Source organism: Pantoea sp. X-Soil-MYKO-1785 (assembly GCF_059730675.1).
Genome location: NZ_AP036001.1, coordinates 381,888 through 396,659, shown reverse-complemented (window position 1 = coordinate 396,659; position 14,772 = coordinate 381,888). Strand labels below are relative to the sequence as shown.

At 51.7% G+C, this 14,772-nt stretch carries 18 protein-coding genes; 9 read left to right on the top strand and 9 right to left on the bottom strand.

The features are described 5' to 3' along the window. Window positions 1–177 precede the first annotated feature (177 nt). Both AC6I8D_RS21840 and map read left to right on the top strand, forming a co-directional pair. The gene (locus tag AC6I8D_RS21840; RefSeq protein ID WP_312054041.1) at window positions 178–423 is read left to right on the top strand and encodes a ParD-like family protein; all 246 of its coding nucleotides are present in this window, start codon (window positions 178–180) and stop codon (window positions 421–423) included. Continuing rightward, entirely contained in the window at window positions 420–1,205 is a 786-nt protein-coding gene (gene map / locus AC6I8D_RS21835; RefSeq protein WP_312757429.1) for a type I methionyl aminopeptidase, read from the top strand. The genes AC6I8D_RS21840 and map overlap by 4 nt, the downstream gene beginning before the upstream one ends. 58 nt (window positions 1,206–1,263) lie before the next feature. Here the strand turns inward: map and AC6I8D_RS21830 are convergent, their stop codons facing one another. After that, complete coding sequence (locus tag AC6I8D_RS21830; protein ID WP_312054038.1) at window positions 1,264–1,572, bottom strand: hypothetical protein; 309 nt, start codon at window positions 1,570–1,572, stop codon at window positions 1,264–1,266. 241 nt (window positions 1,573–1,813) lie between these two features. Here AC6I8D_RS21830 and AC6I8D_RS21825 point away from each other — a divergent pair, with 241 nt between their 5' ends. Further along, window positions 1,814–2,026 (top strand): hypothetical protein, encoded by a 213-nt coding sequence (locus AC6I8D_RS21825; protein ID WP_312054036.1) that lies wholly within the window; start codon window positions 1,814–1,816, stop codon window positions 2,024–2,026. Window positions 2,027–2,279: 253 nt separating this feature from the next. Here the strand turns inward: AC6I8D_RS21825 and AC6I8D_RS21820 are convergent, their stop codons facing one another. The 5 genes from AC6I8D_RS21820 to AC6I8D_RS21800 all read right to left on the bottom strand — a co-directional run bounded on the left by AC6I8D_RS21820 (window position 2,280) and on the right by AC6I8D_RS21800 (window position 5,641). Continuing rightward, window positions 2,280–2,999, bottom strand: coding sequence for a putative quinol monooxygenase (locus tag AC6I8D_RS21820; protein ID WP_409519750.1), 720 nt, complete (start codon window positions 2,997–2,999; stop codon window positions 2,280–2,282). Between the two features lie 282 nt (window positions 3,000–3,281). Further along, entirely contained in the window at window positions 3,282–3,656 is a 375-nt protein-coding gene (locus tag AC6I8D_RS21815; RefSeq protein ID WP_312757426.1) for a DUF1330 domain-containing protein, read from the bottom strand. A 35-nt stretch (window positions 3,657–3,691) separates the two neighbouring features. Continuing rightward, window positions 3,692–4,714 (bottom strand): aldo/keto reductase, encoded by a 1,023-nt coding sequence (locus AC6I8D_RS21810; protein ID WP_312054106.1) that lies wholly within the window; start codon window positions 4,712–4,714, stop codon window positions 3,692–3,694. A gap of 41 nt (window positions 4,715–4,755) precedes the next feature. After that, window positions 4,756–5,052, bottom strand: a complete 297-nt coding sequence (locus tag AC6I8D_RS21805) for a YciI family protein (protein ID WP_312757425.1) — start codon at window positions 5,050–5,052, stop codon at window positions 4,756–4,758. A gap of 13 nt (window positions 5,053–5,065) precedes the next feature. Then, the gene (locus AC6I8D_RS21800) at window positions 5,066–5,641 is read right to left on the bottom strand and encodes an NAD(P)H-dependent oxidoreductase (RefSeq protein ID WP_312757423.1); all 576 of its coding nucleotides are present in this window, start codon (window positions 5,639–5,641) and stop codon (window positions 5,066–5,068) included. Between the two features lie 641 nt (window positions 5,642–6,282). On the opposite strand from AC6I8D_RS21800, the gene AC6I8D_RS21795 reads away from it, so the two are divergent. The 3 genes from AC6I8D_RS21795 (at window position 6,283) to AC6I8D_RS21785 (ending at window position 8,749) form a co-directional block, all read left to right on the top strand. Then, a complete protein-coding gene (locus tag AC6I8D_RS21795; protein ID WP_312054028.1) occupies window positions 6,283–7,182 on the top strand; it encodes a LysR family transcriptional regulator in 900 nt (299 codons plus the stop codon). A gap of 214 nt (window positions 7,183–7,396) precedes the next feature. After that, window positions 7,397–8,095, top strand: a complete 699-nt coding sequence (locus AC6I8D_RS21790; RefSeq protein ID WP_497820925.1) for a RipA family octameric membrane protein — start codon at window positions 7,397–7,399, stop codon at window positions 8,093–8,095. Window positions 8,096–8,392: 297 nt separating this feature from the next. Beyond that, window positions 8,393–8,749 carry an SDR family oxidoreductase gene (locus AC6I8D_RS21785; RefSeq protein WP_497820924.1) on the top strand — a complete coding sequence of 119 codons (357 nt, stop codon included), beginning with the start codon at window positions 8,393–8,395 and terminating at the stop codon, window positions 8,747–8,749. A gap of 225 nt (window positions 8,750–8,974) precedes the next feature. Here the strand turns inward: AC6I8D_RS21785 and AC6I8D_RS21780 are convergent, their stop codons facing one another. Continuing rightward, complete coding sequence (locus tag AC6I8D_RS21780; RefSeq protein WP_312054023.1) at window positions 8,975–10,024, bottom strand: NAD(P)-dependent alcohol dehydrogenase; 1,050 nt, start codon at window positions 10,022–10,024, stop codon at window positions 8,975–8,977. 110 nt (window positions 10,025–10,134) lie between these two features. Between AC6I8D_RS21780 and AC6I8D_RS21775 the strand changes: the two genes are divergently transcribed. Then, on the top strand, window positions 10,135–10,527 hold the full coding sequence (locus tag AC6I8D_RS21775) for a winged helix-turn-helix transcriptional regulator (RefSeq protein ID WP_312757418.1): 393 nt from the start codon (window positions 10,135–10,137) through the stop codon (window positions 10,525–10,527). Between the two features lie 36 nt (window positions 10,528–10,563). Here AC6I8D_RS21775 and AC6I8D_RS21770 read toward each other — a convergent pair whose 3' ends face one another. After that, on the bottom strand, window positions 10,564–11,385 hold the full coding sequence (locus AC6I8D_RS21770) for a Cof-type HAD-IIB family hydrolase (RefSeq protein WP_312054104.1): 822 nt from the start codon (window positions 11,383–11,385) through the stop codon (window positions 10,564–10,566). A 255-nt stretch (window positions 11,386–11,640) separates the two neighbouring features. On the opposite strand from AC6I8D_RS21770, the gene AC6I8D_RS21765 reads away from it, so the two are divergent. Continuing rightward, window positions 11,641–12,903: a DUF1479 domain-containing protein gene (locus AC6I8D_RS21765; RefSeq protein ID WP_497820923.1), complete on the top strand. Its 1,263-nt coding sequence runs from the start codon at window positions 11,641–11,643 to the stop codon at window positions 12,901–12,903. Window positions 12,904–12,978: 75 nt separating this feature from the next. Next, window positions 12,979–13,728 (top strand): DeoR family transcriptional regulator, encoded by a 750-nt coding sequence (locus AC6I8D_RS21760; RefSeq protein WP_497820922.1) that lies wholly within the window; start codon window positions 12,979–12,981, stop codon window positions 13,726–13,728. Window positions 13,729–13,731: 3 nt separating this feature from the next. On the opposite strand, the gene AC6I8D_RS21755 is transcribed toward AC6I8D_RS21760, so the two are convergent. After that, entirely contained in the window at window positions 13,732–14,745 is a 1,014-nt protein-coding gene (locus AC6I8D_RS21755) for a LacI family DNA-binding transcriptional regulator (protein ID WP_497820921.1), read from the bottom strand. Between the last annotated feature and the right edge of the window lie 27 nt (window positions 14,746–14,772).

Sequence of the window (14,772 nt, the reverse complement as noted above, 5' to 3'; positions counted from 1 at the left end):
TTCGATGTCCAAAAAGTATTCCGATTCATGCGCAGATGAATATCTGTTGGTATAAGACATGCTCTTGATTTTCATATGAATTCCAGACATTTCCACACCGGTGAGAAAGTCTCCTTGCAAATCATATCGTTGTCATTAAGCTATATATAAAACATATACGTTTCATATAGGGTTTACATGGGCATCGTTAAAATTTCCGACCTGATGCATGAAAATCTGCGCATTGCCAGCCAGGCGATGAGTCGATCGATCAATGCGCAGGCAGAGCACTGGCTCAAGCTGGGAATGCTGGCGGAGTTCTATCCGCAACTGACCCAGCAGCAGCTCGCACAGATGCTGATTCGATTAGAACTGGAAGGCAGTTCTGATATCCGACATTTACTTCATCAAGAAAGTCTCACTTCACAAGGAGATGTGTCATGAACACGGTTAAAATTCATACTTCGGAAGAGATTGAAAAGGCCCGCGCGGCCGGACATGCCGCCGCGCAGGTGCTGGCGATGATTACGCCGCACGTTCGGCCCGGTATCACCACCGAAGAGCTTGATGATATCTGCCACGATTTCATAGTGAATGAGCTGAAGGTGATTCCGGCTAACATCGGTTATCACGGTTATACCCGTACCACCTGTACCTCGGTTAACCACGTGGTTTGCCACGGCATTCCCGCCAGCAAAAAATTGAAAGATGGCGATATCGTGAATATCGATGTAGCGATCGTTAAAGATGGCTGGTACGGCGATACCAGCCGGATGTATTTCGTCGGTACGCCGTCAGTACGCGCTAAACGCCTGGTTGATATCACTTATCAGTCGATGGTAGCCGGGATTAAAACGGTTCGTCCGGGCGCGACGCTGGGCGACATCGGTGCGGCAATTCAGCGTGTGGCGGAAGCGGCTGGCTTCTCGGTGGTGCGTGAATATTGCGGCCACGGCGTGGGCGAAATCTATCATACCGATCCACAGGTGCTGCATTACGGTACGCCGGGAGAAGGCATGCCGCTTAAAGCCGGGATGATATTTACCATCGAGCCGATGATTAATGCCGGTAAAGCCGGCACCAGCGTGCTGTCGGATGGCTGGACGGTGGTGACCAAAGATCGTTCTTTATCAGCACAATGGGAGCATACCGTGGCGGTGACTGAAGATGGATTTGATTTGTTAACGCCATGGCCCGAGGGTACCGGCGACTATGCGCCGATCTGAGCCTGCAGCCTGAGGGTAAGACCTCAGGCTCATTCTGACCTGATAGCGCAGAGATCGTTTATCTGCGGCCTTTAACCACTGAGGCTGCCCAGTTGAAATCACCCACTTCACTTGCTGCCAGCGATGATGGCTTTTTCCGGCGCAGCGGTTTTTTCTTCTCCTTTTCTGCCTGTACTCTCTCTTTCTCAAGCTTGTTCGACATGATGAGCTGTCGCGCTTCGGTATTGAATTCTTTCTCTTTTTTACTATCAGGCTCTTTGCCGGTCCGTTGGCGATACTTCTGCACCAGCCCGTTGAACGTTTCCTCTACAGCCAGTCGTTCATCAGCGTTGAACTGATCAATCGAGATCATCTTCTTGTCGTTCATAGCATCGTGTCCAGTGGTGAATTCACCGGCCAAGTGTACCGCATCCGCGGCTGCTTCAGTGGGCTGATTAGCATTAATCCGCTATCGGTCAGGTTATACCTGCCGGGCTGGTTATTATCAGCGCGATTCTCACCGAAAATGTGTGCGTTGACCCTGTTAAAAATAAGGACATCTCTTAATATAAAACTCATCTTTATCAGGTTTAATGGCAGTGACCACGTACTGCCGGGGAGCTGAGGCTATGGCAAAAGAGACCGACCGACTGTCGCAGGCTTTGTTGCGACGGCATGGGATAGGCGTAAAACAGAAACGCATCCATTTTCGCGGCAAAGATTTGCTGTTTCAGTTACACAACGCCCATTACGAAGTGTTCAATGGTAATCAATGCATTGCCACTCTCGACACCAACAACATTAATGATGCTATAAAGCAGTTCAAATTACGCAATTTGTAGCTATCGTGTTGGGTTCGCTGAAGGTCTCGATCAGTATCTTACCGACAGAGAAGTCATTTTCAGCCTGATTGAACCGGATCCCGGGGGGGGATGTCGCTCACGCCGGGCGGGTACTACACGCTTTGGTCGACCGGTCATTCAGGGCAACACTTTCGTTGATTTTACGTCATCACCTAACCAACGCCTCTCTGGCTGTAACCGGGGAGTGACAGCCAGCTGTTGCAAAACAAGTGTTGTTAACCAGAGCCGCCCGCTATTGCGCCGCGTTGAGTCCACCTTTATTCCTGAGCAAGACCGGCCTTACTGGTATGGCGGATTTCAGGCGGGTCATCTCTGCCGTTTTCCTGATGTAAGTCCGGAAGTGTGGCGTTTCTCTGTGCCGCTGGTAATCGGCCTCACTGGCGTAAATTTCATAGAAGTACCAGCGAAAAGGGTTTTTGATCTCAGTAGCGGCATACATAGCCAGCACGCCCGGTTCTACTTTGATTGACTCCGCCATTTCCGGCAGGACGATTTTTTTGAATGCCTGCTGGAATTCAGGTTTTACATCGACTATCACCAGATTGTTTATGGTTTCTGCATTCCGGACCACGTGTTTATCACCAAGAAACTGTGGTATTACCCTTATCTGCCTTTTCTTCTCAATAATCTCAGGCGCCAGGGCAACGAAGTTATTATAGCGTTCGGCATTAATGTGTTGTTGATAACCTTGATTGTTTTTATACAGTTCGATCATATAAGCGTGTCGCGCATCCTCCTTATGCCTCAGGGAATACATGGCCAGCGTCCCCTCCTCCTGGTCAACTGATTTCGTAATGGTCTCCTTTGCGATCTCATCATATCGCTGGCTTTTATCAGCTTTGATGCTGAACTCAAAAATATTCATTATGGTGCCGTCTGGAAAATAAGGGCTTTTCGCTATGGCGGCCCCGCTCATTATCAGACTAACGAAAATTACGCTTATATTTTTCACGGAATACCTTTATATCATAGGATGACTCTTCAGGCGTCTCGGCCGTTCTGCCCTGATACCTGTGAGCGTTGATTGCAACGCATGGGTATCATCAGGATGAGACAAGAAGCGCGCCGTGGTAATTATTTTGCTCCGGAACTTAATATCAATCGAGAAGTGGCGAGATAAATATCAGCCGTATAAGCTTTGCGGTGATAGATATTTTTAACCCTTCCTTCTGTCATATCTGATACCAATTTTATTGCCGCTGCGGTGTGTAATGTTCCCTGCAGGCTAACCTCGCTAAGGTTTAGCATCCGGCTGTCCCGGCAGACCTTCAACTATATAGGTTCTTGAATTGCCGGCGCGGTGGCGTATGGGAATCAGTTGCTGGTATTCAGGCGAATTATACCAGTCCTGAGCGTTTTTCAGACTGTCAAACTGGATAATGACGAGCCTACCCTGTGCGCCAAAACCTTCTTTAACATCAGGTTCCCCACCACGTACGATGAAACGCCCGCCGTAATGCCTGAAGGTCGATTCGACCTGAGCACTGTAGGGTTTTATTGCTTCACGATCTGTTGCCTGAAACTCTGCGACATAAAAAGCAGGTGTTGCCGCCAGCGCGGATGTCATGCTCAACATCGTCGCCAGCGCCGCCAGCATTATTTTATTCACCCTTTCTCTCCTGTTCAAATTTGCCGCTCGGTTATTTATCGCGTCCATACCTGCTTCGTGTCTTTAGTTTTCGGGCTGTTTTGAGCCATAATCCCGGTTAAAGCATGTGGCTGATAACACGCCTCCAGATAATCAATATCCTCCGGGCTAAGCTGCAGTTTTACGGCATTAACGGCACCGTCAATATGATGTTTCTGGGTGGCGCCCACCACAGGCGCAGTTGTTTTTGTCAGCAGCCATGCCAGCGACACTTCGGTCATAGAAACATCATATCGCCTGGCCAGTTCAGCCACCCGATCGATAATCACCCGATCCTGCTCAGCAGTTTTGTCGTATTTTCCTTTGGCATAATCATCTTCAGCAGCCCGTCGCGTAAGGGTATTAGCCGGTCTGGCAAGACGTCCGCTGGCAAGAGAGCTGTAAGGCGTCAACGCAATGTTGTCCTCTGCGCACAGACCAAATAGCTCACGCTCATCTTCACGCATGATCAGGTTATAGTGGCTCTGAACGGAAACAAACGGGGTCAGCCCTTCCTGCCCGGCAAGCGCGTTCGCTTTCGCAAGCTGCCAGGCATAGCAGTTTGATATCCCAATGGCGCGCACTTTACCGCCGGTGATTGCCGCATGCAGCGCTTCCAGCACCTCAATGACCGGCGAGTTATAATCCCAGATGTGGTAGATATAGAGGTCGACATAGTCCATGCCGAGATTGCGCAGGCTCTGATTGAGCGATTGTGTCATTGCCTGTTTAACGCTGATGCCGCTGGTAATCTGCTCGGGCGTTCGTGGCAGAAATTTTGTTGCTACCACTACCTCCTCGCGTTTTACACTGTCACGCAACGCCCGCCCCACAAAACGCTCGCTGGATCCGTTTTGATAGGCGATGGCGGTATCGAAAAAATTGATGCCCTGCTCAAGTCCGTAACGGATAATCTCGCGGCTTTCCGCTTCACCCAGCGTCCAGCGATGCTGTCCGGTGGCAGGATCACCAAAGCCCATACATCCCATGCAGATACGGGATACGCGTAAATCACTGTTACCCAGAGTGGTGTACTGCATCATGTTAAATCCTCGCTGATCATTCCGTGGCAGACTTTGATTTACCCTTGCTGAAGCTGATGCAGGTTTTCTGCAATCATTTTGGCAATGAACGGCCGTACCTCATAGGTCGCCAGGTCGGGATAAAAGGGGTCTTCTTTCAGGATTGTCGTGAGGGCCTCAAGACTCTCAACATTCGCAATAATGACCCCCGATCTTTCACGATCGGCATACGGACCAACAACCACAAATATTCCGGTCTGGAAATAATGCCTGAACCATTTGGCATGCCCGCTGAAAAGTGATTCATATTGTTCAGCTGAAATCGCGTCGCTTACCGTAATCGTGATAATGAACATCTCAGTTCCTCATTTAGCTGGCTGCTTGCATATCAGAAGAGAGCGAATTGATGACTGCTACCAGCCTTAATGCGTGCTGCCGGGCGAGCGTTTTTTGCTGCATGATTTTTTGGTGGTCCCTGCCGACATAACTGATGCCGCAGGTATAAACCGGCTCAAGCAGTTCCAGATGACAAAGCCTGGCCGTCGTTTCTAACGGCAGGAGGTAATCCTCGACGCGATGCCCGAATAACCCTTCTGGCGCATACAGTGCATCCGGTGCGCCGGTTGTGAATGAAAGAATCAGCTTTTTACCGCCAAGTTTTGCTGTTGAACCATGCGCGAAACCGTGAATAAAAACCTCATCAAGCCAAAGCTTCATGAGCCCCGGCAGCGAATACCAGGAAAATGGGAACTGCCAGACAATCACATCTGCTTTCAACAGACTCTCCTGCTCTGATTTGATATCGATCTTACTGTCAGCATAAAGCCCGTCCAGACGCCGGATTTCAGCCTCAGGCAGTGCAGCAGCAAGTTCTTCCAGTATGGTGGCATTAGCAATGGATGCATTCAGATCGGGATGGCCGGAGATAATCAGGATATTATTCATTTTCAATGACTTAATATTTTTACTTGAGTGGCTTCAGTATAGGTCGGTGTGAGGATTTATTTTAGAGCAGTACTGGCTTAATAACTTTTAGCCTGTAACTAACAATCGCCGCCTGTTTTACCTGGTATTCTGGTGCCGTACTTCACGCCGCTGAAAATCATCATGTTAATAACGGCATCTTTCAGAGCCGACAGAGACGAGTCGGTCCAGTCAGAATAAATATGGACGCTAAATCCGGTTCGCCTTTCACTGGATAGCTGATGATGCTGATTTAATCGCGGCTATCACTTCACACTTCACTTCGAGGCTGATGTAACAGCTAAATTGCCGATGGTGCTGACGGCTTCGCCAGCGCGACAAGCCTTATCCGGTCAGTTTTGATGGAAGCTATCCTCGCGAATGTTCCTGACGGAAACGCTCGAAACGCAGCGAAAACGAAGTGACAGAGGGGCAATTATGTTCAGTATGGCGCCGAAAGCGGCCCTACCCAGCCATGAAAGCCCATTTAATCTCCTGAACTCAGCAGTCCGCTGCATCCACGGAAAGCCGGGTTCACCTTTGAGTCAAATCAGGGGGGCGTTGACTTGATGATATTTAGCCTGTACTTAATAATGAGCCGGATAATGCTTCAGGATGACGCGATGAATAACGCCCTTTATAACCAGATACGTATCTTTCAAACTATTACGCGTGAAGGCAGCATTACGGCTGCCGCCCGGAAGCTTGAAATTTCCCCTCCTTCGGTCAGCAACGCCCTGAAGCTGTTAGAGAAACATATCGGGTATCCGCTTTTTGTCCGCACTACACGGCACATTGAACTGACTGATATCGGGCAACAGTTGCTGGATCAAACCGCTGGAGCGGTGGAAACGCTGGAGCAATCTCTGGAAAGTATTCGGGAGCAGAATCAGGAACCGTCAGGTCTGGTACGGATTACTCTCTCTCGCTTTGCTTATCTGCTGCTACTTAAGCCGGTGATGGCCGCATTTTGCCAACGGTATCCGGCTATCCGGCTCGAAATCTCGGTTTTTGATGGCACCGTAAATATCATTGAGGATCGCTTCGATCTGGGTATCCGTTTTGGCGATATTCTGGAGGGGGGCGTAGTGGCACGCCCGCTAATGAAACCCTTTCGGGAAGGATTATATGCCTCATCGGCCTATCTTGCAGAATACGGTACGCCTGTGGTGCCCGCTGACCTTTATCAGCATAAGCTTATCGGCTATCGCTTCATCACCAACAATCGTATCCTTCCGCTGCTACTGAATGATAATGGCGAGCAACTGACAGTTGAAATGCCCGGCCAGTTAATCAGCAACGATATTGACGTTATGGCGGATGGGATACGTCACGGACTGGGGATTGGAAGACTATTTGAACCGGTTCACCGGTTGCAACCGGACCGTGAGAAGCTGATTCCCGTTATGGAGCGCTACTGGAAGACCTACCCGGCTGTGTATGTTTATTACCCGAAAAGCGCGGGGAAAACCAACAGAGTGAAGGTGCTGATTGATTTTTTATTAAATCAGACAGAAAGTTAGCCGGTTAAGTCATAATGACACTGCTGAGGGGCAGCCACAGCAAAAAAGAGATACAGTTTCAGATTATAAGAGCGGATAACCAGTGGAAATCTGCCTGCTCCGCTGGCCTGGCTTGATAAATAAAAATCAGCGAAAGGGTTTCAGCACAAAGTTCCTGTTAATTCAGGCGAGGCTGATTAGAATAACCGGACATCCTTTCTGACACAGGTATCCGATGAAAATCTCTATCCACAAAGAAGATCAGCTGTTCATGAACGACTTCTTTGCTGCGCCCTGCCAGACTCTGGACGCTGATTCGCCGCAGGCCGGGCAAATCCAGCAGTCACTGCAGTTAGCCATCCAACAAAAAAACATCGAAGCCGAAGGTGACTGGAAGCGCAGCCTGACCTTTCTGTTACTGTTTATCTTTCTCTATGCCGCGCTGGGTGCCTCGTTAACGCTGGATCTCAGTAGCAGCAGCGGACATAAAAGCATTGAATATGCTCTGGAGGCGATTCCGGTATTGATCGCCTTCTCCGGCTTTTTTATTTCGATTCTGTTTGTATTTCTGACCCGCGCCAGCGCCCGTAAGCAGCGCAACTGGGAAAAAACCATTCTGGTGCTGGAAAAATACTCCATCGGCAACCTGTTTAAAGTGACACACACCCAGGGCGCAGGCACCAGTAACTATTCCGTCGCTAACCTGACCATTTCGCTGGCGCTGTTTATTTGCCTCACCTGGCTGGTGATCTACAACTATCTCACCTTCACCACCAGCGGCGTGTTCGGTAGTGTGATCTCACTGTTTATCAGCACTATGGTGTACGTCATTCTGGATATCCAGTTACTTAAGCCGTTCAGCCACGTCGCAGACAATGATGACGCAGATAAAGCGGATGCGGAGAAGGAAAAAGAGCAAAAATCCAAAGAGTAATGCCTCCTCAGGCTGACTCACTACAGGCTATCCGGCATTTTCACCGGGTAGCTTTTTTTTGCTGAGTCGACTGCTGGTGAGATCACCCAGGCTTATTCACCCTGTAAGTTTCTGGCTAATCAACGAATAAAGGTCTCCAGCTGGATCAGCAAGCAGTTTGACCAGACGACATAAAGCATCTGTCACTGCGTCATCGAGTGAATCAACCGAAAGTGGATTGATTGAGCTGCTCTGACAGGTTTAACAGGCACCATCAATGCTACGGTGTGAATAACGTTCTGTGAATCGAGCGTCAGCATGATGGTTTTAGTACCCTGCACCATCTCCCCCAGATCGGCAGTTAACCCGGCGACTAAATATGCCGTTCGTGCGCTGACTGAAGGATTACGTAAAGAAGCCAGTGAGCATAACGTCAGAGCAACTCTCCTCTCTCCGGGGGCGGTTTCTGCAGAACTGCCTGACCCTATCAGCGACAAAGACGTTAAGTCGGCAAATCTGGCCTGCGTTGGTAAAGTCGGTATTCCCGCAGAGACTTATGCCCGAATGGTCGCATTTGCGATAAACGAGCCTGACGATGTCGGTGTGAACGAAATTATATTTCTTCCCTGTAAGCAGCGGAGCGGGCAGGTCAGATTTGATTTTGCCCGCGGTTGATGTGCTGAATCAATAACAGTGAGCGGGCTGTATTACTGTTGAAAAGATGTCAGCGCTGAAGCTGAAGTGTGCGTTACTGTTTCGATTAATAGTATGTTGTAACTACATGCACTAACGATTCAAATCCATTCACTGCCCTTTCCTTCACGAGTGCTGGTCTGTAACCCACTATGCGAGCTGACGACCCCGAATTTGCGGTCTGCCCACAGGCAGACCGTGGTGCTGTTACCAGCCGGTTTTCTGCATATCAATCACAAAGCGATATTTGACATCGCTGGTCAGCATACGCGCGAAGGCGGTTTCAACTTCCTCGCCGCTAATCATCTCAACGTCAGCGGTAATATTGTGCTGGCCGCAGAAATCGAGCATCTCCTGCGTCTCTTTAATGCTGCCAATCGAGGTGCCGCTGATGCTGAGCCGACGAAACACCATCGGTGTAACATTCGGCGAGGGATGCGGTTGATCGGGAATGCCGACCAGTACCAGCTGACCATTGGTTTTTAACGTCGCCAGATAAGGATCAAGATCGTGCGGAGCCGCAACACAATCCAGAATGATATCCAGTGAGGCCTGGCACTCTGCCATCTGGGCGGCATCACGTGAGACCACCACCTGGCTGGCGCCGAGACGACGTGCATCAGCCCCTTTCTCTGGCGAAGTGGTAAATAAAGTGACTTCTGCGCCCAGCGCACTGGCCAGTTTAACCGCCATGTGCCCTAACCCACCCAGACCTACCACGCCAACCCGGTTGCCGGCTTTGACATTGAAATGACGCAGCGGCGACCAGACGGTAACGCCGGCGCAAAGTAACGGAGCCACCGCGTTCAATGCAAGGTTATCGGGTACCGAAACCACAAAATTCTGGTCGGCGATTACCTGGCTGGCATAACCGCCAAAGGTTGATGCGCCGGTATACTTATCGATGCCGTTGTAAGTCGGCGTGAAGCCCGTCTCACAATACTGTTCTTCCTGCTGCTGACAAAAATGACATTGCCCGCAGGCGTCAACCATCACACCAACCCCAACGGTCTGCCCCATCGTAAACTGCGTGACGCTGTCACCCACTGCGGCTACCCGGCCGACAATTTCATGGCCAGCAACTAATGGATAGCGGCTGACGCCCCATTCATTGCGTGCCATGTGCAGGTCTGAGTGACAAACGCCACAGTACAGCACCTCAATCATGACATCGTTCGCCTGTATATCGCGAATCTCAACCTGCCCGGCTCGTAACGGTTGGGTGGCCTGTGATGCAACCAGTGCATTAATTTTCATCTGTCGCCTCGTAGTGGCTTATAGCGGTAAAGAAAGCGGCACACTATAGACACCAGGTCACCATTTTGGTAGTAGTTACCCTTTGGTAACCATGCAAAGGGAGAAAGGTTATGCCGGTCTGGGTTGAGGGAAAACTCTGCTTTTATGCTGATTCACCGCCGCGCCGCCTGCTGGAATTGTTTGCGGTAAAATGGAGCACTATGGTGCTGCACGCGCTTTATCACTGGCCAGAAAACCGTGCCAGGACCGGTGAACTGGAACGCAGCCTGCAGGGTATTTCTAAGAAGATGCTGATTCAGACGCTGCGGGAACTGGAGCAGCGAGGGCTGGTTTCACGTCAGGTGTATCAGGTGGTGCCGCCAAAAGTGGAATATAGCCTGACTGCGCTGGGTCATCGGTTCGCGGAACCGATTGAACAGATGTATCAGTGGGGACTGGAAAATCAGGCAGCGCTGGATGAGATGGAGCGCCATGCGCGCGAAAGCCAGCAGACAGCAGGGTGACGATCTGCCCGTCGCCCTGCTGTTAAGCGTGAAGAATCAGTCGAAGGGGAATTCGCGGGCCAGAACCCGGGAAATGACATTCAGCGCGCCTTCGTCATTGTTGCTCTGGGTCTGATAGCGCGCGACCGCAGCCACCGAATCAACCGCATTCGCCATTGAAAAACTGAAACAGGCCTGGCGTAACATCTCAATGTCGTTAGCGCTGTCACCAATTGCCAGCACTTCGCAATCGCTGATGCCCCATTTTTCCTGCAGCAGCGCGATGCCGTGCGCCTTGTGGCAGCCGGGAATAATCAGATCGATAAAGCCAAAGCCGCTGGAGACCGGATGCATGATGTTCTCCAGTTCGCCCAGCTGGTTGTGCAGTCGTTGCAGCAGCGCATCGACGTCTTCATGCGCCAGATTAAGGGAGAATTTGAAAATGGTGTCGTCGATGTCATATAAATCATCACGCTTTTCCAGCCGGTGATAATGATTCGCCAGCATCGCCAGCACCTCATCAGAGGCGGATGAATGCACATAAGCGCCATTTCGACCACAGACCACCACCGCAATATCCGGTTCGTGCGCCAGAATATCGAGGATCTGATGGACTTTTTCTTTGGCTAACTCGCCACAAAAAATCTCTTCGTTGCAGTCAGAGACCCATGCCCCGTTTTCCGCCACAAAGGCAATCTCATCTTTAATCTCGGGAAAATAGCGCTGCAACTGATAATACTGATTACCGCTTGCGACCACAAAGCGAATGCCCTTCTGCTTCAGCAACGCATACTGACGTGAGAACCGCTGGACATTGTACTGCTTGTTGTCATCCAGAAAGGTGCCATCCATATCCACCGCAATCATCTTAACCGCCATCTTTCCTGCCCCTATACCTGCGCCGTCGTGTCCTTTCGGCTGATTGAATTGATTCATAAAGCTTACTCGCTGTGTGGATTATTGAGAATGTTAATAGTGAGTTTGTTAACGGCTTTCAGAGCGTTCCGGTAAGAAACTTGTGTTACAGCGCACGTTTTTCATGGTTACAAGGATGTTAATCTCAGCCGTAACTTACGAATGAAGGTTAAATAAATTTCAATCGTAACTCAACCCTGACACGTTAAGGAGCCTGAGATGAAAATTAATTCCCGGTCTACCCCACTGCCTGCTGACGTCAAAGCAGCGATTCGCCAGATGAAACAGCAGTTGCGTAGCCAGATTGGTGACGTGGAAGCGCTGTTCCGTCAGGTGTGTGACAAAATTGAAGCGGCGATTGCCGAAGCAAAGGCTGATGAGCAGCGAACAGGCAGCGCCTGGCCCATCGTGGAGATGCAAACTCTGGCCAGAGGTGAGGTTTCAGATGAAACCCGGGCGCAGATCAAACGACGCGGCTGCGTGGTCATCAAACAGAATTTTGATCGCGAGCAGGCACTGGCGTGGGATAAGTCGATGCTTGATTACCTCGAACTGAATGACTTTGACCAGCAGTATCGCGGTCCTGGCGATAACTTCTTTGGCAGCCTGGAAGCGTCACGGCCAGAAATATACCCGATCTACTGGTCGCAGGCGCAAATGCAGGCGCGTCAGAGTGACGCCATGACCCAGGTACAATCCTTCCTCAATCGGCTATGGACTTTCGATTCGCAGGGACAGCAGTGGTTTGATCCGGATGTCAGCGTAATCTATCCCGATCGTATCCGTCGCCGGCTGCCGGGCACCACCTCAAAAGGGTTGGGTGCGCATACTGATTCCGGCGCGCTTGAACGCTGGCTGCTGCCCGCTTATCAGCAGGTATTTGGCAAACTGTTTAGCGGTGATTTTGCCGCATACGATCCGTGGGATGCCGCGCATCGCACTGAAGTCGATGAATATGATCTGCCTGATACCACCAAATGCTCGGTTTTCCGCACTTTCCAGGGCTGGACCGCCCTGTCAGATATGATTCCCGGCCAGGGTTTGCTGCATGTGGTACCGGTACCGGAGGCGATGGCCTATGTGCTGCTGCGTCCGCTGTTATCCGATGTCCCGGACGATGAACTGTGCGGGGTAGAACCGGGGCGGGTCTTGCCGATCAATGAAAAATGGCATCCTCATCTGATCGCCGGACTCAGTTCAATCCCTGCTTTACAGGCGGGGGATTCCGTCTGGTGGCATTGCGATGTCATTCACGCGGTGGCACCGGTAGAAGATCAGCAGGGCTGGGGCAATGTGATGTACATTCCGGCCGCACCGATGTGCGACAAGAACCGGGCTTATGCCCGACAGGTTGCCGGGGCGCTGGAACAGGGGCGTTCGCCCGCAGATTTTCCGCCTGAAGATTACGAAGCGAACTGGCAGCAGCGCTTCACGCTGGCCGATCTGAATCAGAATGGCCGGCGGGCGCTGGATTTAGCCTGAATTATCACCGCGTCGGCTCCGGCGCGGTGTTTTCCCTGTTAAACTGCAGCGACTATTGTTCTGCGAAGCTGGCTTATGAATCCACGACATCATCAGATTATTCAACTGGTTAATACCCGCGGCACCATTGCGGTCAGCGAACTGGCGCAGCTGACGGGCGTGTCAGAAGTGACGGTGCGTCAGGACCTTACCCTGCTGGAGCGCGATCGCTTATTGCGGCGGATCCACGGTTCTGCGCTGGCGATCGACAGCGATAATGTGGGCACCCGGATGAATACCCGCTATCCGGTTAAGCAGGCGCTGGCCGATCACGCCGCCCGCCTGGTCAATGCCGGCGAGTCGGTATTTATTGAAGGCGGCAGCACCAATGCTCTGCTGGCGCGCGCGCTGGCGCAACGCAGTGATATCACCCTGATCACCGTCAGTCACTACATCGCCCAGTTATTGCGCGAAGCCGCCTGCGAAGTGATCGTACTGGGCGGTCTGCTACAAAAAAGCAGCGAGTCGATGGTCGGTCCACTCACCCGTTACTGTATTCAGCAGACCCATTTCCATAAGGCGTTTGTCGGGGTCGATGGCTGGCACCCGGAAAGCGGTTTTACCGGTCGCAATATGCTGCGTTGTGATGTGGTTGATGCGGTGCTGGCAAAAGGAGCCGCTAGCTATGCGCTAACCGACAGCTCGAAATTTGGCCAGATTCAGCCTTATCCGCTCTCCTCAGGTTACCCGATCCGCTGGGTCATAACTGATGATCAGCTCGATGCCGCTACCCTGCAGCAGCTGAAGGAGCAGCAGGTTGAGGTGACTCAGATCACTACCGGCTAAGCTTTACGCCGCAGGGCCGTCAGCCACTGAATCACGCAGGATCAGGCTGCCGTTAAATGGCGGCCGCGGTCGCCACTCACCGCCATCCAGCATGGTTATCAGCCGGCCAATGGTTTCGTTGATCATTTCGGTGACCGGCAGTTTGATGCTCGACAGTGAAGGCGTGATATAGGGTGCCAGCGGAATATCATCAAAGCCCAGCACCGACACCTGCTGCGGAACCGCAATGCCGCATTCGGTCAGGCGCTTGATGGCACCGATCGCCATCTCATCGTTGCTGGCGACAATCGCAGTGAACGCCACCTTGCGCGCCAGCAGGCTATCGACCGCTGCCATGCCGCTCTGCGCGGTCCACTTCCCTTGCACAATCCGCTGCGGCTCAGGCGCAATCTTCGCATCCTTTAGCGCGGCCTGATACCCCGACAAGCGTTCCATGCCGGTCGGTGAATCCAGCGATCCGGTGATAAAGGCGATCTCACGATGTCCGCGAGCCAGCAACTGACTGACAGCATCGGTGCTGGTGGCCTGCTGATCGATGTAAATGCAGTAGCTGGCGTTAATGCGCAAGCGGCGATTAATCACCAGAATCGGCTGCCGGTGTTGGGAGATGATGGCATCAAGCGCGTCGATTGAGAGAAACCGCGGGTAGATGATAATTCCGTCGCAGCGCAGATCGAGCAGGAACTGGATCGCCGCCTGCTCCTGCTCCGCAGTATGCTTGCCGTCGGCCAGAATAAGCTGACGCCCCTGCTGCTCCATCATCCGCGCCGAGTGGGCCATCAGTTCAGTGAAGTAACTGCCGCTATAGAGCGTATTGGTGATCACCAGGCCGATGGTCTGGCTGGATTTGGTCGCCAGGTTACGCGCCAGCAGATTCGGCCGGTAGTCGGTTTCGGCTATCGCCTGCAGTACCCGTTCGCGCTTCTCCTGCCCGACATAGCCGTTGCCTGACAACACCCGCGATACCGTGGCTTTTGATACGCCTGCCCGCGCTGCTACTTCCTGAATCGTTGCCATTTCACTGCTCCTTCACTGCGCCTGTTA